The 25,809-nt window shown below is 67.7% G+C and carries 24 protein-coding genes; 12 read left to right on the forward strand and 12 right to left on the reverse strand.

Features of this window, described 5'->3' with window-relative positions:
* The first annotated feature begins 65 nt into the window (after nt 1-65).
* The 4 genes from arfA (at nt 66) to BLP73_RS10695 (ending at nt 4,729) form a co-directional block, all read left to right on the forward strand.
* The gene (gene arfA, locus BLP73_RS10680; RefSeq protein WP_090743806.1) at nt 66-1,571 is read left to right on the forward strand and encodes an arabinosylfuranosidase ArfA; all 1,506 of its coding nucleotides are present in this window, start codon (nt 66-68) and stop codon (nt 1,569-1,571) included.
* Nucleotides 1,572-1,678: 107 nt separating this feature from the next.
* The gene (locus BLP73_RS10685) at nt 1,679-2,950 is read left to right on the forward strand and encodes an extracellular solute-binding protein (RefSeq protein WP_090743809.1); all 1,272 of its coding nucleotides are present in this window, start codon (nt 1,679-1,681) and stop codon (nt 2,948-2,950) included.
* Between the two features lie 58 nt (nt 2,951-3,008).
* Nucleotides 3,009-3,890, forward strand: coding sequence for a carbohydrate ABC transporter permease (locus BLP73_RS10690; protein ID WP_090743812.1), 882 nt, complete (start codon nt 3,009-3,011; stop codon nt 3,888-3,890).
* On the forward strand, nt 3,887-4,729 hold the full coding sequence (locus tag BLP73_RS10695; RefSeq protein WP_090743816.1) for a carbohydrate ABC transporter permease: 843 nt from the start codon (nt 3,887-3,889) through the stop codon (nt 4,727-4,729). The genes BLP73_RS10690 and BLP73_RS10695 overlap by 4 nt, the downstream gene beginning before the upstream one ends.
* Nucleotides 4,730-4,780: 51 nt before the next feature.
* On the opposite strand, the gene BLP73_RS10700 is transcribed toward BLP73_RS10695, so the two are convergent.
* The 10 genes from BLP73_RS10700 to BLP73_RS10740 all read right to left on the reverse strand — a co-directional run bounded on the left by BLP73_RS10700 (nt 4,781) and on the right by BLP73_RS10740 (nt 15,165).
* Nucleotides 4,781-5,851, reverse strand: coding sequence for an ABC transporter ATP-binding protein (locus BLP73_RS10700; RefSeq protein WP_090743820.1), 1,071 nt, complete (start codon nt 5,849-5,851; stop codon nt 4,781-4,783).
* 102 nt (nt 5,852-5,953) lie between these two features.
* On the reverse strand, nt 5,954-6,820 hold the full coding sequence (locus BLP73_RS10705; protein WP_090743823.1) for a hypothetical protein: 867 nt from the start codon (nt 6,818-6,820) through the stop codon (nt 5,954-5,956).
* Between the two features lie 168 nt (nt 6,821-6,988).
* Entirely contained in the window at nt 6,989-7,159 is a 171-nt protein-coding gene (locus BLP73_RS19410) for a hypothetical protein (RefSeq protein ID WP_175453298.1), read from the reverse strand.
* Nucleotides 7,152-8,525: an amidase gene (locus BLP73_RS10710; RefSeq protein WP_090743826.1), complete on the reverse strand. Its 1,374-nt coding sequence runs from the start codon at nt 8,523-8,525 to the stop codon at nt 7,152-7,154. The genes BLP73_RS19410 and BLP73_RS10710 overlap by 8 nt, the downstream gene beginning before the upstream one ends.
* On the reverse strand, nt 8,509-9,933 hold the full coding sequence (locus tag BLP73_RS10715) for a TRAP transporter large permease (RefSeq protein ID WP_090743829.1): 1,425 nt from the start codon (nt 9,931-9,933) through the stop codon (nt 8,509-8,511). The genes BLP73_RS10710 and BLP73_RS10715 overlap by 17 nt, the downstream gene beginning before the upstream one ends.
* Nucleotides 9,934-9,966: 33 nt before the next feature.
* Entirely contained in the window at nt 9,967-10,551 is a 585-nt protein-coding gene (locus tag BLP73_RS10720) for a TRAP transporter small permease subunit (RefSeq protein ID WP_090743834.1), read from the reverse strand.
* 55 nt (nt 10,552-10,606) lie between these two features.
* Nucleotides 10,607-11,743, reverse strand: coding sequence for a TRAP transporter substrate-binding protein (locus BLP73_RS10725; protein ID WP_090743836.1), 1,137 nt, complete (start codon nt 11,741-11,743; stop codon nt 10,607-10,609).
* 166 nt (nt 11,744-11,909) lie between these two features.
* The gene (locus BLP73_RS10730) at nt 11,910-12,230 is read right to left on the reverse strand and encodes a c-type cytochrome (RefSeq protein ID WP_090743839.1); all 321 of its coding nucleotides are present in this window, start codon (nt 12,228-12,230) and stop codon (nt 11,910-11,912) included.
* 51 nt (nt 12,231-12,281) lie between these two features.
* Nucleotides 12,282-13,691 (reverse strand): PQQ-dependent sugar dehydrogenase, encoded by a 1,410-nt coding sequence (locus BLP73_RS10735; protein ID WP_175453320.1) that lies wholly within the window; start codon nt 13,689-13,691, stop codon nt 12,282-12,284.
* A 226-nt stretch (nt 13,692-13,917) separates the two neighbouring features.
* Nucleotides 13,918-15,165 carry an ROK family transcriptional regulator gene (locus BLP73_RS10740; RefSeq protein ID WP_090743842.1) on the reverse strand — a complete coding sequence of 416 codons (1,248 nt, stop codon included), beginning with the start codon at nt 15,163-15,165 and terminating at the stop codon, nt 13,918-13,920.
* 176 nt (nt 15,166-15,341) lie between these two features.
* On the opposite strand from BLP73_RS10740, the gene xylF reads away from it, so the two are divergent.
* Genes xylF through BLP73_RS10755 form a run of 3 tightly spaced genes read left to right on the forward strand, consistent with a single transcriptional unit; the run spans nt 15,342 to nt 18,406 of the window.
* A complete protein-coding gene (gene xylF, locus BLP73_RS10745) occupies nt 15,342-16,358 on the forward strand; it encodes a D-xylose ABC transporter substrate-binding protein (protein WP_090743845.1) in 1,017 nt (338 codons plus the stop codon).
* Nucleotides 16,359-16,382: 24 nt separating this feature from the next.
* Nucleotides 16,383-17,675 (forward strand): sugar ABC transporter permease, encoded by a 1,293-nt coding sequence (locus BLP73_RS10750; protein WP_090743848.1) that lies wholly within the window; start codon nt 16,383-16,385, stop codon nt 17,673-17,675.
* A complete protein-coding gene (locus tag BLP73_RS10755) occupies nt 17,672-18,406 on the forward strand; it encodes an ATP-binding cassette domain-containing protein (RefSeq protein ID WP_090743851.1) in 735 nt (244 codons plus the stop codon). The genes BLP73_RS10750 and BLP73_RS10755 overlap by 4 nt, the downstream gene beginning before the upstream one ends.
* Before the next feature lie 69 nt (nt 18,407-18,475).
* On the opposite strand, the gene purU is transcribed toward BLP73_RS10755, so the two are convergent.
* Entirely contained in the window at nt 18,476-19,360 is an 885-nt protein-coding gene (gene purU, locus BLP73_RS10760; protein WP_090743854.1) for a formyltetrahydrofolate deformylase, read from the reverse strand.
* Nucleotides 19,361-19,866: 506 nt separating this feature from the next.
* Here purU and BLP73_RS10765 point away from each other — a divergent pair.
* A complete protein-coding gene (locus BLP73_RS10765) occupies nt 19,867-21,504 on the forward strand; it encodes a BCCT family transporter (RefSeq protein ID WP_090743951.1) in 1,638 nt (545 codons plus the stop codon).
* Nucleotides 21,505-21,559: 55 nt separating this feature from the next.
* On the opposite strand, the gene BLP73_RS10770 is transcribed toward BLP73_RS10765, so the two are convergent.
* The gene (locus BLP73_RS10770; protein WP_217630667.1) at nt 21,560-22,582 is read right to left on the reverse strand and encodes a GlxA family transcriptional regulator; all 1,023 of its coding nucleotides are present in this window, start codon (nt 22,580-22,582) and stop codon (nt 21,560-21,562) included.
* A 190-nt stretch (nt 22,583-22,772) separates the two neighbouring features.
* On the opposite strand from BLP73_RS10770, the gene BLP73_RS10775 reads away from it, so the two are divergent.
* From BLP73_RS10775 to BLP73_RS10790, 4 genes are all read left to right on the forward strand, one after another.
* Complete coding sequence (locus tag BLP73_RS10775; protein ID WP_090743860.1) at nt 22,773-23,522, forward strand: electron transfer flavoprotein subunit beta/FixA family protein; 750 nt, start codon at nt 22,773-22,775, stop codon at nt 23,520-23,522.
* A 28-nt stretch (nt 23,523-23,550) separates the two neighbouring features.
* Nucleotides 23,551-24,480, forward strand: a complete 930-nt coding sequence (locus tag BLP73_RS10780; RefSeq protein WP_090743864.1) for an electron transfer flavoprotein subunit alpha/FixB family protein — start codon at nt 23,551-23,553, stop codon at nt 24,478-24,480.
* Between the two features lie 14 nt (nt 24,481-24,494).
* Nucleotides 24,495-25,379 carry a bifunctional methylenetetrahydrofolate dehydrogenase/methenyltetrahydrofolate cyclohydrolase FolD gene (folD, locus tag BLP73_RS10785; protein WP_090743957.1) on the forward strand — a complete coding sequence of 295 codons (885 nt, stop codon included), beginning with the start codon at nt 24,495-24,497 and terminating at the stop codon, nt 25,377-25,379.
* Between the two features lie 12 nt (nt 25,380-25,391).
* A partial coding sequence (locus BLP73_RS10790; RefSeq protein WP_139165903.1) for an NAD(P)/FAD-dependent oxidoreductase occupies nt 25,392-25,809 on the forward strand: 418 nt, incomplete at its 3' end.

Genomic DNA, 25,809 nt, shown 5'->3' on the forward strand with positions numbered 1-25,809 from the left:
CCTCGCCAACACTACCCGAGGAGACGGTATGAACCCGAGTAACGGGTTCTGATCGGGGGAGAGAGATGAAGGCAAGGGTCACGGCGCACAGCGCCTTCACGGTCGCGGATATCGACAAGCGGATCTACGGGTCCTTCCTCGAGCATCTGGGCCGCGCGGTCTATACCGGCATCTACGAGCCCGGCCACCCGACGGCGGACGCCAGCGGGATGCGCGGCGACGTGCTTGAGCTGGTGCGCGAGTTGGACACGCCGGTTTGCCGCTATCCGGGCGGCAACTTCGTCTCGGCCTATAACTGGGAGGACGGGATCGGCCCGAAGGACCAGCGGCCGAAGCGGCTAGACCTCGCCTGGCGCACGACCGAAAGCAACCAGGTCGGCATCCATGAGTTCGCGGACTGGGCCGAGAAGGCCGGGACCGAGATGATGCTGGCGGTGAACCTCGGCTCGCGCGGCCTCGACGAAGCCCGAGCCTTTGTCGAATACGTCAACCACAAGGGCGGCACCTACTGGTCGGACCTGCGCGCCAAGAACGGGCGCAAGGACCCGTGGAACTGCCGCCTCTGGTGCCTCGGGAACGAGATGGACGGGCCTTGGCAGGTCGGCCACAAGTCCGCAGCCGAATACGGGCATCTGGCGAACGAGACGGCCAAGGCGCTGCGCGGCCTCGATCCGACGCTGGAGCTGGTCGTCTGCGGCTCGTCCCATTCCGGCATGCCGACCTATCCGCAATGGGAGGCGACGGTGCTGGAAGAGACCTATGACCAGGTCGATCACATCAGCCTGCACATGTATTTCGAGAACTACGAGAAGAACACGCGCGAGTTCCTCGCCCTGCCCGAGAAACTGGACACTTATATCGGTACGGTCGCCGGCGTCATCGACTACGTGAAGGCCAAGAAGCGGTCCAAGCGCAAGGTAACCATCTCCTTCGACGAATGGAACGTCTGGTATCACGAGCGCAAGGCCGATGCCGAGCGGATGCGGGACTGGGACTGGCCCGAGGCGCCGGTGCTGCTGGAGGACATCTACAACTTCGAGGACGTCCTGCAGGTCGGCTGCATCCTCAACACCTTCATTCGCCGCGCGGATGTGGTGAAGATCGCCTGCATCGCGCAGCTGGTGAACGTGATCGCCCCTATCATGACCGAGCCGGGCGGGGCGGCCTGGCGGCAGACGATCTACTGGCCGTTCCTGTTTGCTTCAAAGCACGGGCGCGGGACGGCGATGCAGCTGGCCGTCGAGGTGCCGGGCTACACCGCCGATCACGCGGCGCATGTGCCATGGCTCGACATCGCCGGGGTGCGCGACGACGACGCTGGCACGCTGACCTTCTTCGCGGTGAACCGGAACGGCGACGAGCCGCTGGAGGTCGATCTGGCGCTGGATGGCTTCGCTGCCCGCACGGTCGAGCATACGCTGATCCGCCATGACGATCTGGAAGCGCGGAACACCAAGGACAACCCGGACAACGTGGCGCCGGTCAAGGGCGACGGGGCCGCCATCGGCGGCAAGGGGCTGCAGCTGGTGCTGCCGCCGCATTCCTACTCAATGATCCGGGTCGGGCTGTAACAACCCGGATGCCGGATACATACCGCATTTTCCGTTGATCGAATCGGGAAACGCGATACCGTTTGCTGGGAGATTGCGGCCGGGCGCGCCGCGACAGGGAGGAAAGCATGACGATTCACAACGCGATCAAGGCTGCGGTGGTGGCGGCCGTGGGCTTTGGCACCGCCGCGCAGGCGCAGGAGACGGTGGTCTGGTGGGACTTCCTCGGCGGCGGCGACGGCGCCCGGATGAAGCAGCTGATCGACCGCTTCAACCAAGAGCATCAGGGCGAGATCACCATCGACGCGACGACGCTGGAATGGGGCATGCCCTTCTACACCCGCGTGCAGACCGCCGCCGCCGTGGGCGAGGCCGCCGACGTCATCATGTATCACGCAAGCCGCATCCCGCTGGCGGTGGAGCAGGGCATCCTCCAGCCCCTGACGGCCGAGGACTGGCAGGCGATGGGCCTCGGCCAGGACGATTACGCGCCGGCGACTTGGGACGCGGTGACGGTGGAGGACCAGCAATACGCGGTGCCCTTCGACACCCATCCCATCGTTCTCTACTTCAACAAGGACATCCTGGAAGCCGCCGGCGTCCTGGACGAGAACGGGCTGCCGATGGGCATGGACAGCCGCGAAGGCTTCACCGAGACGCTGCGCGCGCTCAAGGAGCATGGCGTCCGCTTCCCGCTCGGCTCGGTCACGGCGGACGGCAACTTCATGTTCCGCACCATCTATTCGCTCATGGGTCAGCAGGATGGCGAGCTGATGACGGATGGCGAGTTCCTGGCCGGCGACAACGGCGAGAAACTGGAGAACGCGCTGTCGGTCCTGGCCGAATGGACGGATGAGGGGCTGCAATCGACCTATACCGACTATCCCGCCACCGTCGCGCTGTTCACCAGCGGCGAGGCGGCGATGATGATCAACGGCGTGTGGGAGGTTCCGACGATGACGGACCTGTCCGCGCAAGGCCAGTTGTTCGAATGGGGCGCGGTCGAGCTGCCGGTGATCTTCGACCATCCCTCGACCTATGCCGACAGCCACGCGTTCGCGATCCCCGCCAACCGCGGCCGCGAGATGGCGCCCGAAAAGCGGGCGGCGGTGCTGGAGGTGATCTCGTGGATGGCGAACAACTCGCTGTTCTGGGCGACGGCGGGGCATATCCCGGCTTACGAGTCCGTCACCGCCTCGGCCGAGTATCAGGCGATGGAGCCGAACGCGACCTATTCCTCGCTGACGCAGAACATGATCTTCGACCCGCGCTCGCCGCTGGCCGGGATCTCGGGGCCGATCTTCGACGTCATGTCCACCTATTTCGTGCCGACCCTGAACGGCGAGATGGAGCCGGCCGAAGCCGTCGAGATGATCCGGGACGAGCTGAACGCTTTGTGATCCCGGCCGCCGCGGCCCCTTGGCCGGGCCGCGGCGCAGCTTTCCCGAAGGACAACCGATGCTGACCAACCGCCGCAAGGACGCCTGGATCGCTGCCGTTCTGGTGGCGCCGTTCCTGGCCATCTACCTTCTGGTCTTCGTCTATCCGACGATACAGATGGTCATGACCTCCTTCACCGACGCCCCGCTGATCGGCGACGGCGCCTTCGTCGGCACCGAGAATTACGAGCGTCTGCCAAGCGATCCGCGCTTCCGCACCGCCGCCTGGAACACCGCCTACTTCGTCGCGCTGACCGTGATCCCCGGCACCATCGTCGCGCTGGCCATCGCGCTTGGGGTCTCGCGCCTTGCCGGGCGGATGCAGGCCGCCATTCTGGCGCTGTTCTTCCTGCCCTACATCCTGCCGGTCTCGGTCGTCTACCTGATCTGGGACTGGGTGCTGAACTTCCAGTTCGGCATCCTGATGCATCTCTTCGACCTGTTGGGCATCGACCGGGTGCCGATCACCAAGTCGCGCGACTGGTTCATGCCGGCGGTGGCGGTGGTGACGATCTGGTGGACCTCGGGCTTTTCCATCCTGCTGTTCCTTGCCGGCCTGCGGTCGATCCCGCCCGAGATCTACGAGGCGGCCGAGCTGGACAATGCCGGGCGCTGGACCACGTTCCGCCGGATCACCTGGCCGCTGCTGTGGCCGGTCACCTCGCTGGTCTTCACGATCAGCCTGATCTCGCAGCTGAAGATCTTCGACCAGGTCTACCTGTTCTCGCAGGGCGGTCGGCCGAACGACAACCTCGTGCTGGTCTACTACATCTTCCAGCGCGCCTTCCAGCAGAACCAGAGCGGGCGGGCCGCCGCCGTCGCCGTGGTGCTGTTCATCCTGGTGATCGTCGTCTCGGTGCTGCAGTTCCAGCTTCTGCGCCTTGCGGGGGGCCGCAAATGAGCGCGCAAACCTTGGGCCGCATGAACCTCGGCGCCGGGATCATCTCGGTCCTGACGCTGCTGGCCGCGCTGATCTGGGCCTTCCCGCTCTACTGGGGCGTCATCTCGTCCTTGAAGCCCGAGACCGAGGTCGTCCGCCCCTTCATCGAGCTGTGGCCCGACAACCTGACCTTCGAGCATTACATCCACGCACTGACCGCGACGCAGATCGGGCGCTGGTATGTCAACTCCATCGCGGTGGCGGTGGGGGTGACGGTCATCACCATCATCTCGTCCATGCTCTGCGGCTATGCGCTGTCGCAGCTGCGCTTTCCGGGGCGCAAGCTGCTGTGGTGGCTGATCCTCGCCAGCTTCATGGTCCCGACGCAGGCGCTGATCATCAACCATTTCGTGCTTGTCGCGGATCTGGGGCTGCTGAACACATGGGCCGGGATCATGCTGCCGCAGCTGATCCACCCGGTGATCATCATCGTCTACAAGCAGTTCTTCGACCAGGTGCCGCAGGACTTCCGCGAGGCGGCGGTGATGGACAATGCGGGCGAGTTCCGCATCCTCTTCAAGGTCTACCTGCCGATGAACTGGGGCGTGACCACGGCGCTGTCGATCGTCTGCTTCATCTGGACCTGGAACGCCTTCCTCTGGCCCTTCCTGTCGGTCACCCGCACCGAGATGATGACGATCACCGTCGGCATCACCCAGGTCAGCGACGCCTTCGGGGTCTATTACGCGCGCGAGCTGGCGGCGGCGGTGCTGGCGGGCCTGCCCGTGGCGCTGGCCTACCTGATCTTCCAGCGCAAGGTGACCGAGGCGATCACCCTGTCGGCCGGGATCAAGGGATAGAAGAACCCGCGCCTCTTGCGGAGGCGCGGGTTTATCTGTGCCGTTTGGGTGTCAGGCGGCCATGTCCATCAGCGGGACGGCGCGGCCCGTCGCATCGAAGAGATGCGCCTCGGCGGTCTCGAACGCCAGCGTGACCGTGTCGCCGACCTTCACGCCCGACTTGCCGCTGTCCTGCGCCACGACCTGCGTGCCGTCCGCCAGCCGCACATGAAGCAGCGTCCGGTCGCCGAGTCGCTCGATCACCGTGGCGCTGCCGCGCAGGGGTCCGCTTGGCGCCACGCGTAGCTCCTCGGGGCGGATGCCCAGCTCCCACGGGCCGCTGCCGGAGGGCGCGCCGGGGAGGGAAAGCGCGCCGCCGCCGGGCAGCTTCAGCCCCTCGCCCTCGCGCGTCACCGGGAGGAAATTCATTGCCGGCGAGCCGATGAAGCTGGCCACGAAGCGCGAGGCGGGGCGGGCGTAAACCTCCATCGGGCTACCCACCTGCTCGATCCGGCAGTTGTTCAGGATCACGATGCGGTCGGCCAGCGTCATCGCCTCGGTCTGGTCGTGGGTGACGTAGATCATCGTCGCACCGAGGCGCTGGTGCAGCTCGGCCAGCTCGACACGGGTGCGCACGCGCAGCGCGGCATCGAGGTTCGAGAGCGGCTCGTCGAAGAGGAAGGCCTTCGGCTCCTTCACGATGGCGCGGCCGATGGCGACGCGCTGGCGCTGCCCGCCCGACAGCGCGGCCGGGCGGCGGTCCAGCAGCCGCTCCATCTCCAGCATCCGCGCGGCCTCGCGGACGCGGGCCTCGATGGTGGACGCGGGCAGGCCGATGTTGCGCAACCCGAAGCCCATGTTCTGCGCCACGGTCATGTGCGGATAGAGCGCGTAGTTCTGGAACACCATGGCGAGGTTGCGCTGGCCGGGCGCCAGCTTTTCGGACCGCTGCCCGTCGATGGTCAGCGTGCCCGCGTCGATGCTTTCCAAACCCGCGATCATCCGCAGAAGCGTCGTCTTGCCCGAGCCGGACGGCCCGAGGAACACGACGAATTCTCCGGCCCCGATGTCGAGGCTCAGCTCGCGGATGACCTCGACCTGGCCAAACCGCTTCGACACGCGGTCAAGTGTGATAGCGCCCATCCTCATCCTCCCTTTGCATCATCCTTTCGGGTATGTACCGGAAGTCAACAAAAAGCTGTCGAGGACGGGCGATCTTTCGCAGCCCCGCAGGGCAGAGCGGCGCTACTCGCTCTGCCCGAACGGCACGCCGACCTCGATGAAGAGGTCCGTGTCGTCCAGCACCGTGTCCGAGGCGATCATCACCGGCTGCGGCGCGTCCTCGAGCCAGACGAGGAAGCCGTCCTCGCGCAGCTCGACACGGTTCTGGTGGAAGATGCCGACGCTGGTCGTCAGGCTGATGCCGTCCAGACCCTCGGGAACCTCGAATGTCAGCGTCAGCTCGCCCGCCTTCGTCTCGGGCGCGAAGGAGGGGATCGCGGCGAAGATGCTGCGGCTCTGCCCGCTCGGGGTGAGCAGCTGGCCCCAGATCGTGTAGTCGTAGCCCTCGACCATGTTCTCGTAGCGGATTACCGCTTCCACGCGGCCGCCGGCGCCGTCGATGCGGTTGTCGCCATCCTCGGCGTCGCGGACTGAGACCAGGCTGACGCGCTGGATCGCGTGGACCTGGATCGCGCGCTCGGGATCGGCGGCATCGCCCGTCGCCTCGGCCAAGACGGCGTCCTCTCCGGCCAGGCGCAGGACGTTGTGGGTGACATAGTCGATGTTCACCTCGCCCTCGTTGCGCGGGACGGGCAGGGCGACGACCAGCTCGGCCGTCTCGGCCTCGGCGGTCAGCGGGGTCTCGACCACCTCGACCTCGGCGCCCGTCGCGGCGTCGTGCAGGGTCGTGACCAGCAGGTAGTCCGCGCCCGGCTTGAGGCCCGAGATCGTCAGGCTCTCTTCGGCGGTGCCGCCGAGCCGGGTGAAGAAGCGGTTGCCGTCCTCGGCATCGGTCAGGACGCCCGAGAGGGTGACGTCGGCCAAGGCGCCGGACGCGCAGGCGAGGCCGAGCGCGCCTGCGGCGAGGATAGTTCGCGTGAAGTCGGTCATGGGTGTGCTGCCTTCGGTTGCGTGCAAGCCCGGGCTTCTGGCAAGACCGGCGGCGCCGGGCAATCGTCCAGTGCGGCAGGTCGGGCCGGGTCGGCGGAGCCGTGCCGCTTGCCCGCCCTGCAAGGCGCGATCCCGCGCAAGCGGCGCCCGGTGACGCCGCGGCAGGCCTCAGCGGCGCGGCTTGAACGAGGTGTAGAGATCGTAGGCCGCCAGCAGGACCGTCACCCCGATGACGACGATCAGGTCCGTGCGGGGGACGTGGATCACCAGGATGGCGAGGAAGGCGGTCAGGACCAGGAAGGCCAGAAGCGCCATGGCGAGGTTCAGCATGTCATCCATCCTCGTGCGTTTGTTCCAGATGCGCCGCCAGCCAGCGCGCCGTCCGCAGCAGCCGTGCATCCTCGCCCCGCCGGCCGACCAGCTGCACACCCATCGGCAGCCCCTCCTCGGAGGTGAAGACCGGCAGCGTCACGGCCGGCAGCCCGGCCAGCGTCCAGATGCCGTTGAAGATCGCGTCGCCGGTGCTGTCGAGGCCCCCGGGCGCGGGGCCGGGCGCGGCCGGGCAGAGGATCGCGTCGCAGCGCTCGAAAATCGGCGTCAGCGCGGCGTTCAGGATCTCGCGCCAGTCGAGGGCGGCGATGTAGTTGCGGGCGAGGATCGCCTTGCCCTCGTCCATCGCCTCCTGCAGGACCGGGGACATCAGCGCGCGGCCGCGCCGCTCCAGCGCGTAGTAGCACTTGGCCATCTCGGCCAGGTTGATGCGGCGGCGGATCGCGGCGATCTCGCCGAGGCCCGGCACCTCGGCCTCGAAGCACTGATCGCCGAGGAACGCGGCCAGTTCCTCCAGCGCGGCACGGGTCTGCGGATCGGCCTCGGACCAGCCGGGCGACCTGAGGAAGGCGAAGTTCGGCGGCACGGGCACCTCGGCGCGGGCGATCTTCAGCAGCCGGGGATGAGGGGCGGGGGCCGTCGCGGGATCGGCGGGATCATGGCCCGCCAGCACCTCGGCCAGAAGCGCGGCGTCCGCGACGCTGCGGGCGAAGACGCCGACCGTGTCGAGAAAGGGCGATTGCGGCAGGATGCCAGTGCGCGGGATCATCCCGAAGCTGGGCTTCAGCCCGACGACGCCGCAGAAGGCCGCCGGACGGATGACCGAGCCGCCGGTCTGCGTGCCGACGGCCAGCGGCACCATGCCGGCCGCGACGGCGGCGGCCGAGCCCTGCGAGGAGCCGCCCGGCGTGCGCCCCGGATCGTGGGGGTTCATGGTCTTGCCGGGATGCAGATAGGCGCATTCCGTGGTGACCGTCTTGCCCATGATCACCGCGCCCGCCGCGCGCAGGCGCGCCGTGATCCAGGCGTCCTGCGCCGGAACGCGGCCAGCCTCGATCGGGGTGCCGTTCTCGGTCGGGATGCCCTTCGTGTCGATCACGTCCTTGAGGCCGACGGGCAGCCCGTGCAGCGGTCCGACCGGGCGGCCGGTCCGGCGCAGATCGTCGAGCCGCCGCGCCTGCGCCAGCGCGTGATCGCCGTCGAGCCAGGCCCAGGCCTGGACCTGAGGCTCCAGCGCTGCGATCCGGGCGAGGCAGGCCTCGACCAGATCGACGGATTTCAGCGCGCCCGAGGACAGGCGCGCCTGCATCTCGACCGCCTCGAGCGCCAGGACGCCTTCGGCCCGTGTCGACGCGGGCCTAACGCTGCGGGCCATAGAAGGCCTCGGGCAGGCTGAAGACGATCTGCGGATAGACATACATCAGCACCATCGCGATCAGCACCATGCCGCAATAGGGCAGCACCCCCTTGAAGATCTCGGTCAGCTTGATGTTCGGCGGCGCGATGCCCTTGAGGTAATAGGCGCTCATCGCCATGGGCGGTGTCAGGAAGCTGGTCTGCAGGTTCAGCGCGACGAGGACGCCGAAGAACAGCGGGTCGATCCCGAACATGGGCAGCAGCGGCAGGAAGATCGGCACGAAGATGATGATGATCTCGGACCATTCCAGCGGCCAGCCCAGCAGGAAGATGATCAGCTGCGCCACGATCAGGAACTGGATCGGGGTCAGATCGAGGCTCTGGACGAACTCGGCGATGACATGCTCGCCGCCCAGGTAGCTGAACACGGCCGAGAAGGTGTAGGAGCCGACGAAGAGCCAGCAGACCATCGCAGTGGTGCGGACGGTCAGGTAGACGCTTTCGCGCAGCCGGTCGAAGGTCATCGCGCGATAGGCAATGGCCAGAAGGATGCCGCCGAGCGCGCCGATAGAGGCGGCCTCGGTCGGGGTCGCGAGGCCGAAGAGGATCGAGCCCAGCACCGACAGGATGAGGATCGCCAGCGGCAGGAAACTGGTCGCCAGCATCCACATCAGCTTGCCGAACGGCACGGCGGGGACCTCTTCCTCGGTCGGCTTGGGGGCCAGGTTCGGGTTCAGGATCGCGCGCACGACGATGTAGGTGAAATAGAGGCCCACCAGCACCAGCCCCGGCAGCAGCGCGGCCGCGTAGAGCCGCACGATCGACACGCCCGAGGCCGCCGCATAGACGATCAGCATGATCGAGGGCGGGATCAGGATGCCAAGCGTGCCGCCCGCGCAGATGATGCCCGCCGCGAAGCTGTGGTCATAGCGCAGCCGCAGCATCTGCGGCAGCGCCAGAAGGCCCATCAGCGTGACCACCGCGCCGACGATGCCGGTGGCCGTGGCGAAGAGGGCGCAGGTGATCAGCGCCGCCACGCCGAGCGCGCCCGGCAGGTTGCGCGACGCGACGGCGAGGGTGCTGAACAGCTTGTCGACGATGTTCGCCCGCTCTACGATGTAGCCCATGAACAGGAACAGCGGGATCGCCGTCAGCACCTCGTTCGAGATCACCGTGTAGGTCTGGTTCACGAACAGGTCGAAGATGCGGTTGTTGTAGAACCCCTCGACCCACAGCGAGACCGAGTCCCACAGGCCCGCGTCGTCCTCGAGCCGGTTGTAGGAGCGCCACATCCGGCCGGGATCGAAATAGGCGTAGTAGCCGAAGGCGATCCCGATCGCCATCAGCGTGAAGGCGATGGGAAAGCCCAGAAAGACACAGAAGATGAAGATGCCCAGCATCATCAGGGCGATCTGCGGGTCGGTCACGCGTGATACTCCGGCGAATGGGGGGCGGTCGCGTCAGGCAGGTCCATGCGGCTGCTCTTCGGTCGCCTTCTGCATCAGGATGGTCTCGGTCTCCTCGACATCCCAGCTCAGCGGCGGCCAGCTGCCGGTGCGGATGCAGATGATGCAGCGGAAGACCTGGGCAAGGCCCTGGATCAGCAGCAGGATGCCGGCGGCGACGACCACGGTCTTGAATTGGTAGATCGGGATGCCGGCGGGGCTGTTCACCGAGACCTCGCCATAGCTCCAGGACCGGCTGGCATACTTCCAGCCGGCGAAGACCAGCGCGAGGATCCCGGGAAAGAAGAACAGGATGTAGAGCACCAGGTCCACGCGGGCCTGCGTCCGCTCGGACCAGAGGCGATAGAGGAAGTCGCCGCGCACATGGCCGCCGCGCGACAGGGTGTAGGCCCCGCCCATCATGAAGAGCGTGCCGTACATGATGAAGCTGATGTCCAGCGCCCAGGGCGTCGGGCGGTTGAACAGGTAGCGGACCATGACCTCGTAGCTCATCCCGAAGGTCATCAGGATGACGAGCCAGCCGAAGGCCTTGCCGAACCAGGCGGACAGATCGTCGGCGAACTTGATGTAGCGGCGCATGGGGACCTCCTGCGGCAGGGGCAGGGCGCGGACGGGCCGCGCCCTGCGGGCAGTGTCAGAGGCTCAGGCGGCCGGGGAAGTGGTGGTCATAGGCCAGCGCCAGGTCGGGCGCGTTCATCAGCTCGTAATAGGCGACCTGCTGGGTCCATTCGCGCTGGCTGTCCATGACCCTCTTGTTGAACTCGTCCGTCTCGAGATCCGCGATCAGCTGGTCCCAGGCCTCAAGCTGCGCGGCCAGGATCTCGGTCGAGGTGCGGTGCACGGTGACGCCGCCCTCGGACAGCTCGGCGAGGTCCTTGGAGTATTCCCGCATCGCCAGCGCCAGGTTCGCCGTGGCCGAGGCCTCGACCCCGTAGCGCAGGATCGCCTGCAGGTCGTCGTCCAGATCGTCCATGAAGTCGCGGTTGAACAGGAACTCGAAGCTTTCCGAGGCCTGGTGATAGGACGAGAGGTAGTAGTTCTTGGCCACGTCCTGCGCGCCGAAGCGGCGGTCCGAGGAGGGGTTGTTGAACTCGAAGGCGTCAATGACGCCGCGCTCCATCGCCGGGACGATCTCGCCGCCCGGAAGCTGGGCGACCGACATGCCCATGGCCTGCAGAAGGTCGGCAGCAAGGCCGACGGTGCGGTACTTGAGGCCCTGCACGTCCGAGACGGTGTTCACCTCGTTCTTGAACCAGCCGAAGGGCTGGGCCGGCATGGGCATGCCCATGTAGCCGTAGACGTTCAGCCCCAGCATGTCCTGCGTCAGCTCGCGGTACAGCTCGGCCCCGCCGCCTTGGTAGAACCAGGCCAGCATCGTACTTGCCGAGCCGCCGAAGACCGGACCGGTGCCGAAGAAGGACGCCGCCTTGGACTTGCCGTACCAGTAGACGGGCACCGTATGGGCCGCGTCGATGACCCCGTCATGGACCGCGTCCATCACCTGGAAGGCGCCGACCACTGCGCCCGCGGGCAGCAGGTCCACGGTCAGGCGCCCGCCCGACATCTCCTCGACGCGGGTGACGTATTCGCGCGCCATGTCCATCCAGATGTCGGATGCCGGCCACGAGGTCTGCATCTTCATGACGATGGGCGACTGCGCCAGCACCGGCGGCGCCGCGAGGGCCGTTGCCGCAACGGCTGTGCCGCCCACCGCGCCCGTGCGCAGGAACGAACGGCGGGACAGGCCCGCATTTCGACGAGTATCAGTCATCGGTGTCCTCCCAGACATGACGCCGCCTCCCCGCGGCGCCTTATTGATTTTCAAGAAGTAGAAGGGCCAAAATCGAATCGCGCAACTGGACTTTTAGCTGACAGGGCGCAATCGCATGATTTTCCCCATCTCGCCCGGCCGGATTTGCGCGTCGTGCAGGGCCGCGTCACTCGGGCAGGGTGAAGCTGGCGTTGACCGAGGCGAACCAGGCGGCCAGTTCGCGGATATCGTCGTCGCTGAGGCTTTCTGCGATGATCGACATCTGCGGGTCCTCGCGCCGGCCTGCGCGGAAGTCCTGAAGCTGCTTGCTGAGATACTCGGCGCTCTGCCCGCCGATGTTCGGGATCATCGGGTTTGTGCCCGTTCCGTCGAGCGCGTGGCAGACGCGGCATTGCTGCGTCGACGGCGGGGCGGCGCCTTGCGCGGCCGCCACCACAGGGGACAGCGCGAGGCCGAAAAGGCAGGCAAGGTGGATATGCATGGACATGACGCGACTTTCTTGAGGGGATGCGGGGCGGCCGAAGCCGCCCCGCGGAGCTCAGTTGGCGGGGGCTGCCGGGGTCTCTTCGGCCTCTGCCTCGGCCTCGGGTTCAGCCGGGGCTTCGGGCTCAGCGGAAGCCTCGGGTTCAGCGGGGGCCTCGGGCTCGGCGGCCGGCGCCTCGGCCGGTGCCGGTGCTGCGGACGAGGACGACCCGCCGCCGCTGCCGGTATAGGCGATGCGCCAGATCGCGCCGGCGAAGTCGTCCGAGACCAGCATTGAACCGTCGCGCAGGAAGGCGACGTCCATCGGCCGGCCGCGATACTCGCCGGTGCTCTCGTCCAGCCAGCCATCCGCGAAGACCTCGGTGCCGGCCGCGTTGCCGTCCTCATCGAGCCGCGTGAACATCACCCGCGCCCCGACCGGCGTCGTCCGGTTCCAGCTGCCGTGCTGGGCCGAGAAGATGCCGCCGTGGTATTCCTCGGGGAAGGAGTTGCCGCGGTAGAAGCTCATGCCCAGGTCGGCGGCATGGGCGTCCATCTCGACCTGGGGTTCGACGAACTCGACCCCCTCGGGCCGCGGCACCTCGGCGTAGTCCGGGATCTCGAAGCTGGCATTGGTCCAGGGGAAGCCGAAATGCTGACCGGCCTCGGTCTGGCGGTTCAGCTCACCCGGCGGGATGTCGTCGCCGAGACCGTCCACCTGGTTGTCGGTGAACCAGAGCGTGTCGTCCGCCGGGTTGAAGTCATGCCCGACCGAGTTGCGCACGCCGCGGGTATAGACCTCGCGCTCGGAGCCGTCGGTGTTCATGCGGATGATCCCGCCGATCCCGATCTCGTCGTAAAGCTCCAGCTTGTCCTGCGGCTGCACGTTGTAGGGCTGGCCGAGCGAGATGTAGAGCTTGCCGTCCGGTCCCACCCGGCAGACGCGGGCGGTGTGGTTGAAGCTTTCCTCCTCGGCCGGGATCAGATCGCCCTGCGCGACGACGGTGCCGACGGCGGGGTCCGGTCCCTCGAAGAAGAATTCGGCCGCGGGGAACGTCAGGACGCGGTTGCGCTCGGCGATGAAGAGGAACCCGTCGGGCGAGAAGCAGGGGCCGTTGGGGATGTCGAAGGTCAGGGACGGGGCGAAGTCCTTGACCTCGTCGGCCACGCGGTTGCGGTCGCGGTCCACTACGGACCAGACCTTGTCCTTGCGCGTGCCGACGAAGACGACCGTGCCTTGCGGCGCCACCGCCATGGACCGTGCATCGGGCACGACGGCATAGAGGCTGACCTCGAAGCCGTCGGGCACGTTGATATGGGGCACGATGGCTTGCAGCGCGTCGGCGGTCGCGCCGGTCTGCTCGACATGGGTGAAGCTGGCGCCGGTGCGCTGCATCCCCTGCAACGCCTCCAGGTTGTCCTGCGCCAAGGCCGGACCGGCCAGCGTCGTCGTCAGAAGCAGTCCGCAGTATCTGGCGTAAGTCATACTGTCTCCTCCCTGTTGAAAGTTCAGTGCCGGGGCCGGCGCGGACGGCCCGTCCTCCCACGGGCCGCGCGGCCGTCGGCGCGACGCCCCTGGCCGCGATCTGCGAGCCATCCGGGGCGGCGTGCCATGCCACGTTCGGGATGATCTTCCCTTTGAACTCGTTTTCAACTTATTTGTCGGGGGCTACGACGAAAGGGCGGCGTCCGCCTCGTGCCGGCGGGCGCGTTCAGTCGGGACGCGCGCCCATCAGTCTGTCGCTGATCGCCGCCAGCGCCAGCGCCGCCGCGCCATGCGCCCAGAGCAGATCGCCCCAGGGCTGGATCTGCACGCGGGGGGCAGGGCGGCCGGTCGCGACGCAGAAATCGGCCATCTCGGCCAGCGTCTCGGCGGCATAGAGATAGTCGTAGCGCATCCGCTCGCCCGACAGGATGATCAACTCGGGATCAAACAGGTTGACGATGTTCGCAAGCCCGAGCGCGAGGTAACGGCCGGCGCGCTGGAAGATCGAGCGGGCGGCGGCATTCCCGGCCTCGGCCTGGTCGTGCAGGCTCTTCAGCATCGTGCCGAGCGAGCGCATCTCGTGATGGCTCCAGTGCAGAGCCGTCGTCGCCTCGCGCGCAAGGGCGTAATCGGCGACATAGGCCTCGAGGCAGCCGCGCTGGCCGCAGCGGCAGAGCGCGCCGTCCAGCTGAACCTTCGCATGGCCCAGCTCCATCCCCACCCCGCGCGAGCCGCGGTGGATGCGGTGGTTGAGCACATAGCCCATGCCCACACCATGCTCGATCGTGACGACGGCGAAATGGGACAGCGTCCGCCCGGCGCCGAACCACAGCTCGGCCAGGGTGACGAGGTTGGCATCGTTGTCCAGGTGCACGGGCAGGCCGAGCCGGCGGCCGATCTCCTCGCCCAAGGGGACGGCGCGGCGGTTCAGGACGGGGCTCCAGAAGACGGTGCCGGTCGCGGCCTCGACGAAGCCCGGCACGCCAAGGCCCACGGCGCTCAGATCCTGCGGCCGCACGCCCGCCTTGGCGCAGACGCGCTCGAGAAGCCGCGCGATGCCGTCGACCAGCGCGCGCGGCGCGACCGCCCGCGTGGCGCCGGCCAGCGTCTCGGTCGCGATCAGCCGGCCGGCGAAGTCGACCAGCACGGCCGTATGCTCCTGCACGGTCAGCTTCATGCCGACCACCAGATGCGCCTCGGGGCGCACGGCCAGCGCCGTCCGGGGGCGGCCGCGGGCGCCGCCGGGCTCGCGGCTCGTCTCCTCGATCATGCCGGTCGCGATGAGGTCGGCGGTCATCGCCGTGACCGAGGCCGGGCTGATGCCCAGCTCGCGCGCCAGTTCGGCCCGCGGGATGCGCCCGGCGGCGCGGATGCGCTCGAAGACCTGCTGGCGCAGCGGCCGCTGCCCCTCGTGACGGGGGATGATCGGGCCGCAGCCCGAGGCTGGCTGGAGGTCGCTGGTCAGGAGCTGCATTTTGTTCAGCCTATGAAATTTACTGGCTGCGAAGCAAGCCCATCCGCGTGCCGTTGCGTCCGATCCGGGGGGCAGGCGGGTTGTCTGACCATTTTTGGTTTTGACAGCTGAATTAAAGAGGGACATCTTCCGCTTCATCGGCGCCAGAGTCGCCGGCATATCCTGGGGAGGAATTCATGCGATCTACCGTTCTGCTTGCCGTGGCTGCCACCACGGCGCTTTCGTCGGCCGCCTTCGCGCAGACCGTGGGCGTCAGCTGGTCGAACTTCCAGGAAGAGCGCTGGAAGACCGACGAGGCCGCAATCGTCGCGGCGCTGGAAGATGCCGGCGCCACCTATGTCTCGGCCGACGCACAGTCGTCGTCCTCCAAGCAGCTCTCGGACATCGAGGCGCTGATCTCGCAGGGCGTGGACGCGCTGATCATCCTGGCGCAGGACAGCGCCGCCATCGGGCCGGCCGTGCAGGCCGCCGCGGACGAGGGCATCCCCGTCGTCGCCTATGACCGCCTGATCGAAGACGACCGCGCCTTCTACCTGACCTTCGACAACATGGAGGTCGGCCGGATGCAGGCCGCCGAGGTGCTGGAGCGCGCGCCCGAGGGCAACTACGTCATGATCAAGGGCTCCTCGACCGACCCGAACGCGGACTTCCTGCGCGCGGGCCAGCAGGAGGTGCTGCAAGAGGCGATCGACGCCGGCCAGATCACCATCGTCGGCGAGGCCTATACCGACAGCTGGCTGCCCGCCAACGCGCAGCGCAACATGGAGCAGTTCCTGACCGCCAACGACAACGATGTGGACGCGGTCGTGGCCTCGAACGACGGCACCGCGGGCGGTGTGGTCGCGGCGCTGACGGCGCAGGGGATGCAGGGCATCCCGGTCTCGGGGCAGGATGCCGACCATGCGGCGCTGAACCGCGTCGCCGCCGGCACGCAGACCGTGTCCGTCTGGAAGGACAGCCGCGATCTGGGCCGCGAGGCCGCCGAGATCGCGCTGGCGCTGGCGGCCGACGCCGATGCGGCGGTCGAGGGCGAGGTCGAGTGGACCTCTCCGGCCGGCACCACGCTGCGCTCGAAGTTCCTGGCCCCCGTGCCGATCACGCAGGAGAACCTGGACGTGGTCGTCGATGCGGGCTGGATCACCCAAGAGGCGCTGTGCCAGGGCGTGACCGGCGGTCCGGCCCCCTGCAACTGACGCCGTAACCTGAAAGCCAAGTCGATGACCGATACCACCTCGGGCGAGATCCCGCGGAAATCGCTGACCCAGACCCTGCAGCTTGACACAAGGCTGCTGGGGATGATCGGCGCCTTCGTCGTGATCTGCCTCGTCTTCCACGTCCTGACGGGGCAACGCTTCCTGACGCCGCGCAACATCTTCACCCTGACGATCCAGACGGTCTCCGTGGCCATCATGGCGACGGGCATGGTCTTCGTGATCGTCACCCGGCACATCGACCTGTCGGTCGGATCGCTTCTGGCGGTCTGCTCGGCGGTCATGGCGCTGGTGCAGGTCTGGGTGATGCCGCAGCTTCTGGGCCTTGGCATCGGTCATCCGGCAACCGCCCCGCTGGCGATCCTGGCCGGGCTGGTCGTCGGCGCCTCGATCGGGGCGTTCAACGGCTGGCTGGTCGGCTACCTGACCATCCCCGCCTTCATCGTGACGCTCGGCGGGCTTCTGGTCTGGCGCAACGTCGCCTGGTACCTGACCTCGGGGCAGACGCTCGGGCCGCTGGACCCGAACTTCCAGCTCTTCGGCGGCATCAACGGCACGATCGGGGTCACCGCCTCGTGGATCGTGGGCGCCCTCGCGGTGGCGGCGGCGCTGTGGTTCATGGCCTCGGCGCGGCGCAAGAAGGCCGGGCACGGCTTCGCGGTCAAGCCGCTCTGGGCCGAGGCCGTGATGATGGCCCTCGTCTCGGGCCTGATCCTCGGCTTCGTCGCCATCCTCAACGCCTACCAGGTCCCCGCCGCCCGGCTGGAGCGCGTCTTCGCCGCCCGCGGCGAGACCATGCCCGAGGGCTATACCGAGGGCTACGGCCTGCCGATCTCGGTCCTCGTCCTGGTGGCGGTCGCGGTCGCGATGACCGTCGTCGCCCGGCGCACCCGCTTTGGCCGCTACATCTTCGCGACCGGCGGCAACCCCGAGGCGGCGGCCCTCTCGGGCATCAACACGCGCCTGCTGACGGTCAAGATCTTCGCGCTGATGGGTGCGCTCTGCGCGCTGTCGGCGGTCGTCGCCTCGGCCCGCGCGGCGAACCACGCCAACGACATCGGCACGCTGGACGAGCTGCGCGTGATCGCGGCGGCCGTCATCGGCGGCACGGCCCTGTCGGGCGGCGTCGGCACGATCTACGGCGCCATCCTGGGCGCGCTGATCATGCAGTCGCTGCAATCCGGCATGGCGATGGTCGGGGTGGAAAGCCCGTTCCAGAACATCGTCGTCGGCTCGGTCCTCGTCTTCGCCGTCCTGATCGACATCATCTACCGCAAGCGCAGCGGGGCCCTGAAATGACACCTCTGGTCGAGATGCGCGACATCGCGCTGTCCTTTGGCGGCGTGAAGGCGATCGACCACGTGACGGTCGATCTCTATCCCGGCGAGGTCGTGGGCCTGCTGGGCCATAACGGCGCGGGCAAGTCCACGCTGATCAAGTGCCTCTCGGGCGCCTATCAGATGGACAGCGGCCAGATCTTCATCGAGGGCCAGCCCGTCACCATCAACAACCCGCGCGACGCCCGCGCCCACAACATCGAGACGATCTACCAGACGCTGGCGCTGGCGGACAATCTGGACGCCGCCTCGAACCTGTTCCTCGGCCGCGAGCTGGTCTCGGCCGGGGGCTTCGTCGACGACGACCGGATGGAGGCCGAGACGCGCCGCATCATGGCGCGGCTGAACCCGAACTTCCGCAAGTTCAACGTGCCGGTCTCGGCCCTGTCGGGCGGCCAGCGCCAGTCCGTCGCCATCGCCCGCGCGGTCTATTTCAACGCCAAGATCCTGATCATGGACGAGCCGACCGCCGCGCTCGGGCCGCACGAGACGCGGATGGTGGCCGAGCTGATCGCCGAGCTGAAGCGGCAGGGGCTCGGCATCTTCCTGATCTCGCACGACATCCATGACGTGATGGCGCTGTGCGACCGGGTCTCTGTGATGAAGAACGGGAAGCTCGTCGGCACCGAGCGGGTCACCGACGTGACCGAGGACGACATCCTCGGCATGATCATCCTGGGCAAGAAGCCCTGACAGCCCGGCCGCCGGTGGCGGCGGGGCCGGTGCAGGAAGGGCGGGCCCGCGCGGCCCGCCCTTGGCATGTCAGCCCATCCGCTCGGAGGCGTATTCGTTCGGGCTCGCGGGAAAGACCACGGTCTTGTCGCCGCTGATGAAGACGCGGCGGTGGATATGGGCGTGGATCGCGCGGGCCAGCACCTGGCTTTCCACGTCGCGGCCAAGGCTGACATAGTCGCCCGCGCTCTGGGCATGGGTCACGCGGGCGGTGTCCTGCTCGATGATCGGGCCCTCGTCCAGATCGGCCGTCACGTAATGGCTGGTCGCGCCGATCAGCTTCACGCCGCGGTCGAAGGCCTGCTTGTAGGGGTTGGCGCCCTTGAAGCTGGGCAGGAAGCTGTGGTGGATGTTGATGATCCGGCCGGACATCTTCTGGCACATCTCGTCCGACAGGACCTGCATGTAGCGCGCCAGCACGATCAGCTCGGCGCCGGTGTCGCGGACAATGCGCATCTGCTCGGCCTCGGCCTCGGCCTTGTTCTCCTTCGTCACCTTGATGCAGTGAAAGGGGATGTCGTGGTTCACGACGACCTTCTGGTAGTCCATGTGGTTCGAGATGACGGCCACGATGTCGATGGGCAGCGCGCCGATCCGCCAGCGATAGAGCAGGTCGTTCAGGCAGTGCCCGAAGCGGCTGACCATGATGACGACCTTCATCTTCTCGCAAGGGTCATGGAAGGCGTGGACGATGTCCGAGCCCTTGGTGGCGGCGCGGAAGGCCTCGTCAAGCTGCTCGCGGGTCTTGCCCTGCTCGGACATGAAGCTGAGGCGCATGAAGAAGCGGTCGTTCTGCAGGTCCGTGAATTGCGAGCTGTCATGGATGTTGCAGCCGGCCTCGGCCAGGAACGAGGAGATCGTCGCGACAATCCCGATCCGGACGGGGCAGGAGACGGTCAGGAGAAACTGGGGCATGGCGAGGTCCTCTTCGCGGTCGCTGTCGGGGATTGGCCGCGGCCGGCCGGCACCATGAGGGGTCCGGGCAGGCGGATGCGGCCTCTGTCCCTAGGCCTAGCCACTTGCCTCGCAGGGAGCGTGAAGATTTGCGACGGGGCGCCAGCAGCTTTGCGCCAGTCGGCGCCGCACCTGTCCGGTCGGCGCGGCGGCGGTTCCCGGCGCATGGCCGGGGGCGACGCAAAACTACCGCGCAAGCGTCGCAGCCATTCTGCGACGCTGCGGCACTTCGACACATAAACGTCAGACTTTAAGTTGCTCGCCTCGTCCCCGTTTCCCGAGTCAGCCGCAGATCGCACGAAAAAGACCGCCGGGAGGGTGTGACCTTCCCCCTCAGCCGGGCGCCCTCGCGCCCGGCGCTGGAAGGCTGCGTCCCCGCCCGTGCCAAAACCAAGACGGCGTTCATCAGCGCGGACATCAACCAGGCAGGCACCACGCCAACTCAGGAGGATGAAAGCTTGACCTATGTGACGAAGGACGGCGAGGCGGTTCAGCCGGGCGACGCGCCACCGCCGGAAAGCGTGATCCAGACGGATTACGAGACGGGACAGGACAACATCGAGGGGCAGGTCGGTCCCTTCGACTACAGCGTCCACAACCCGGTCTTTCTCATCTCGGCGCTGTGCGTGATCGCCTTCGTCGCCTTCACGCTGGCCTTCCCGGCCCTGGCGACGCAGATCTTCTCGGCGCTCTTCTCGGGCGCGACCAAGGGCTTCGACTGGTTCTTCATCGGCGCCGCGGACATCTTCGTCATCCTGTGCCTTGTCCTGGTGGTCAGCCCCTTCGGCAAGATCCGCCTCGGCGGGGCGCTGGCGAAGCCCGATTTCGGCTATGTCAGCTGGTTCTCGATGCTCTTCGCGGCCGGCATGGGCATCGGGCTGATGTTCTACGGCGTCAGCGAGCCGCTGAGCCATTTCAGCTCGGCCGCGGGCGGTGTCGCCGCCGCTGCGGACGGGGTGCGGACCGACTGGTCCCCGCTCGGCGCCGCGGCGACCGAGGCCGAGGCGGTGCGCATCGGCATGGCCGCCACGATCTTCCACTGGGCGCTGCACCCCTGGGCGATCTACGCGGTGGTTGGCCTCAGCCTCGCGCTATTCGCCTATAACAAGGGGCTGCCGCTGACGATCCGCTCGGTCTTCTACCCCATCTTCGGCGAGCGGGTCTGGGGCTGGCCCGGGCACATCATCGACATCCTTGCCGTCTTCGCCACGCTCTTCGGGCTGGCGACATCGCTTGGCCTCGGGGCGGCGCAGGCCAACGCCGGCTTCAACAAGCTGTTCGGCATGCCGATCAATGCCACCTGGCAAATCGTCATCATCATCGGCATCACCGCGATCACCCTCTTCTCGGTCGTCCGCGGCCTCGAGGCCGGCGTCAAGCGCATGTCCGAGATCAACATGGTCCTCGCCTTCGGCCTGCTGATGTTCGTGCTGCTGGCCGGGCCCACGATGCTGCTGCTGACCGAGATGGGCCAGTCGCTGGTCGCCTATGTGCAGTACCTGCCGGCGCTGTCGAACCCGGTCGGGCGCGACGACGTCAACTTCATGCAGGGCTGGACCTCGTTCTACTGGGCGTGGTGGATCAGCTGGTCGCCCTTCGTCGGCATGTTCATCGCGCGCGTCAGCCGCGGCCGCACCGTGCGCGAGTTCCTGATCTGCGTGCTGCTGATCCCGTCGCTCGTCTGCGTCGCCTGGATGTCGATCTTTGGCGGGCAGGCCATCAACCAGCTGCTGAACGACGGCTATGTTGCCGCGCGCGACGCCGACCTGCCGCTGCAGCTCTTCGCGATGCTGGACGCGCTGCCGCTGACGGGCATCACCTCGATGGTCGCGATCGTGCTGGTCATCGTGTTCTTCGTGACCTCGTCGGACTCGGGTTCGCTGGTCATCGACACGATCACCTCGGGCGGCAAGACCGACGCGCCCACGTTGCAGCGCGTCTTCTGGTGCAGCTTCTCGGCCGTGATCGCGGTGGTGCTGCTGCTGTCCGCGGGCGGCCTGTCGGCGCTGCAATCCATGGTCATCTCGACCGGGCTGCCCTTCACGGTGCTGCTGCTGATCATGTGCGTCGCCATCTGGAAGGGGCTGGCCAGCGAGCCTCGCTGATCCCTCCCGCCCAACCCCTTCCGGCAGGCCCCCGCATCCGATGCGGGGGCCTTGCTCATGCGCCGGACTGGCGCAGGGCTTGGGGCGTCTGGTCGTAGCGGCGGCGGAACATGCGGCTCAGGTGCGAGCTGTCGCAGAAGCCGCATTCCAGCGCGATCTGCGAGATCGGCCGGTCGCCCGTGGTGATCAGGTGATGGGCCAGCGAGAGCCGCATGTCGAGAAAGGCCGCCTGCGGCGAGGTGCCGAGCGCGGTCTGGAAGTGCCGCTCCAGCTGGCGCTTGCTGTGGCCGATCCGGCGGGCGATCTCGGCCACGGTGAAGGGCTGCTCGATGTTCTGCTGCATCATCAGCAGCGCGCGCAGCACCATCGGGTCGCGCGTCTTGAAGTCCATCGTGATGCCGGGCTGCGGCTTGTCGGCCTGCAGCGCCTCGTCGATGATCATGATGTGCAGGCTCTTGCTGGCCTGCGCGCGGCCCACATGCTTGTCCACCAGATAAGCCGCCAGATGGGCGGAACTCGCCCCGCCCGAGCAGGTCAGCCGGTCGCGGTCCACCACGAAGATCTGGTCGGTCACCGGGTTCAGCCCCTCGAACTGCTCGAGGAAATCCGCGTGGTGGAACCAGCTGACGCAGCAGCGGTAGCCCTGAAGCAGGCCCGCCTGGTGCAGAAGGAAGGCGCCGGTGCAGACGCCGACCAGCGGAACGCCCGCGGCCGCCGCATCGTGCAGGAAGCGGTGATAGCTAGGGGGCAGGATCGCCTCGTCCTCCATCAGCCCGCCGATGACCACGACATAGTCGAAGCGCGCGGGATCGCCGAGGCGCTCCTTCGGCTGCACGCTGATCCCGCAGCTTGAGGTGACGGGTTCCATCGTATCGGACAGCACGGTCCAGTTGCACAGGATGGGGCGGCTGCGGTCGCCCTCGTCCGCGGCCAAGCGCAGGACGTCGACGAAATTGGCAAAGGCGCAGAGCGTGAAGCGCTTGGCCAGGATGAAGCCGACCGACAGGCGGACATCGCCGGGCTGTCGGCGCAGCGGACGCGGGGCGGCAGGACGGGGCAGGGCGGGCGCGAGGCTCATGGTGCGGGCTTTGGTCCGATATGTCGGTGTCATGTCGTAGCTCTAATCCCGGGGTGACGCAAACATCCTGTCGCGCCGGGGCGCCGGACGGCATGTTCCAAGGCAAGCATCCCGCATTGCCCTGCCTCGGCAGGCGCGGGGGAAGCCCGAACCTGTCCCTTGGCGGGGCGGCCGACAGAAGGAAAGCGCCATGAAGATCCTTGTCCCGGTCAAGCGGGTGGTCGACCATAACGTGAAGATCCGCGTGAAATCCGACGGCTCGGGCGTTGATCTGGCCAATGCCAAGATGTCGATGAACCCCTTCGACGAGATCGCCGTCGAGGAGGCTGTCCGCCTGAAGGAGGCCAGTGCCGCCGCCGAGGTCGTGGTCGTCTCGGTCGGCCCCGCGCAGGCGCAGGAGGTGTTGCGCACCGCCCTCGCCATGGGCGCGGACCGCGCGATCCTGGTGCTGGCCGAGGGCCGGGTCGAGCCGCTGGCTGTCGCGAAGATCCTGCAGCGCGTGGCGGCCGCCGAAGAGGCCGGGCTCGTGATCCTCGGCAAGCAGGCGATCGACGACGACTGCAATCAGACCGGCCAGATGCTGTCCGCGCTCTTGGGCTGGAGCCAGGCGACCTTCGCCAGCAAGATCGAGCTGACCGGCGACAGCGCACGGGTCACGCGCGAGATCGACGGCGGCCTCCAGCAGATCGAGGTGACGCTGCCCGCCGTCGTCACCGCCGACCTGCGCCTGAACGAGCCGCGCTACGCCAGCCTTCCCAACATCATGAAGGCGAAGAAGAAGCCGCTGGTCCAGCAGACGCCCGAGGAAGTGGGCGTCGACATCGCCCCGCGCCTGAACGTCATCCGCGTGGAAGAGCCGGCCACCCGCGCCGCCGGCGTCAAGCTGGCCTCGGTCGACGAGCTTCTGGGCAAGCTCAAGACCGAAGCCGCCGTCCTCTGAGCGTCCTCTGATCCCGAAAGGCACCGCCATGGCCATCCTTCTCTTCGCCGACCACGACAACGCCTCGCTTTCGGATCACAGTGCCCGCGCGCTGACCGCCGCGCGCCAGATCGGCGCCGAGGTGGACATCCTGATCGCCGGGCAGGGCGCCGCCCCCGCCGCCGAGGCCGCAAGCGTCCTGCAGGGCGTGCGCCGCGTCCTGCTGGCCGAAGCGGGTGCCCTGGCCGAGCGCCTGGCCGAGCCCTGCGCCGCGCTGATCGTCTCGCTGGCCGGCGACTATGACACGATTCTCGCCCCCGCGACCTCCAGCGGCAAGAACGTGCTGCCCCGCGTCGCCGCGCTTCTGGACGTGATGCAGGTCTCCGAGGTCACCGAGGTCGTCGCCCCCGATACCTTCAAGCGCCCGATCTATGCCGGCAATGCTGTCGAGGTGGTGCAGGCCCCCGGCTCGGTCCGTGTCCTGACCATTCGCAGCGCCAGCTTCCAACCCGCCGAGACCGGCGCCGCGGCCCCGATCACCGCCATCGAGATGCCGGAAGCGACGGCCCTCTCGTCCTTCCGCCAGAACGTCCTTTCGCACAGCGACCGGCCCGAGCTGTCCTCGGCCAAGATCGTCGTCTCGGGCGGCCGCGCGCTCGGCTCGAAGGAGCGGTTCGAGGAGATCATCAACCCGCTGGCCGACAAGCTGGGCGCCGCCGTGGGCGCATCCCGCGCGGCCGTCGATGCGGGCTATGCGGCGAACGACTACCAGGTCGGGCAGACCGGCAAGGTCGTGGCGCCGGATCTCTACATCGCCTGCGGCATCTCCGGCGCGATCCAGCACCTCGCCGGGATGAAGGACAGCCGCATCATCGTCGCCATCAACAGCGACGCCGAGGCGCCGATCTTCCAGGTCGCCGATTACGGCATCGTCGGCGACATTTTCGAGGTGCTGCCGCAGATGGAGCGCGCCCTGTGAACGCGGCCGCCAACGTGACCGCCAAGGTGATCGACGGCCGCGCCTTCGCCGACCGGCTCGGCACCCGCATCGCCGTCGCGGCCAGAGACTTCGCCGCCCGCGCCGGCCGCGCGCCGGGCCTTGCGGTGGTGCTGGTCGGCACCGACCCGGCCAGCGAGGTCTATGTCCGCTCCAAGGGCCGGATGGCCCGCAAGCTGGGCATGGAGAGTTTCGAGCATGTGCTGCCCGAGACCGCCTCGCAGGATCAGCTGATGGCGCTGGTCGCCCGGCTGAACGCGGACGCGGCAGTGGACGGCATCCTCGTGCAGCTGCCGCTGCCGAAGGGCCTCGACAGCCTCGCCGTGATCGAGGCCATCGACCCGGCCAAGGACGTGGACGGCCTGCACCCGATCAACGCGGGATATCTGGCCTCGGGCCTGCCCGGCCTCGTCTCCTGCACGCCCTATGGCTGCCTCATGCTGCTGCGCGACAGCCTCGGCAGCCTCGCGGGGCTGGACGCGATCGTCGTCGGCCGCTCGATCCTCGTCGGCAAGCCGATGGCGCAGCTTCTGCTGGCCGAGAATTGCACCGTCACCATGGCCCATTCGCGCACGCAGGACCTTCCCGGCAAGATCGGCCGCGCCGATATCGTGGTCGCCGCCGTCGGCGCGCCCGAGATGATCCGCGGCGACTGGATCAAGCTTGGCGCCACCGTGATCGACGTCGGCACCAGCCGCGTCGAGCAGGGCGGCAAGATGCGGCTCGTCGGCGACGTGGACTTCGCCGGGGCCAGCCTGCGCGCCCGCGCTATCACGCCGGTCCCCGGCGGCGTCGGCCCCATGACCATCATGACGCTGATGCACAACACCCTGATCGCCGCCCACCGCCGGGCGGGTATGCCCGTCCCCAACCTCTCCTGATAGGAATCCGCCATGTCATCTTTTCCGTCTCGTGCCCGTGTCGTGATTGTCGGTCTTGGTGGGATCGTCGGTGCGTCGGTGGCGCATCACCTGGTGGAGAATGGCTGGGACGATATTGTCGGGATCGACAAGTCGGGGGTTCCGACGGATGTGGGCTCGACGGCGCATGCCTCGGACTTCTGCTATGCGACCAGCCATGACCTTCTGTCCTGCTGGACGACCATGTACTCGATGGATTTCTACGAGAAGATGGGCAACTACAAGCGCATCGGGGGCCTCGAGGTCGCGCGGGTCGGGGACGACGCGCGCATGGCCGAGCTGAAGCGGCGCGTGGACAGCGGCAAGGCGTTCGGGACCAATGTCAGCATCATCTCGGCGGCCGAGGCCAAGGCGAAGTTCCCGCTCTTGGAGGAGGACCAGATCCAGGGCG

This window comes from Paracoccus tibetensis, assembly GCF_900102505.1.
In the GTDB taxonomy this organism is placed as follows: Bacteria; Pseudomonadota; Alphaproteobacteria; order Rhodobacterales; family Rhodobacteraceae; genus Paracoccus; species Paracoccus tibetensis.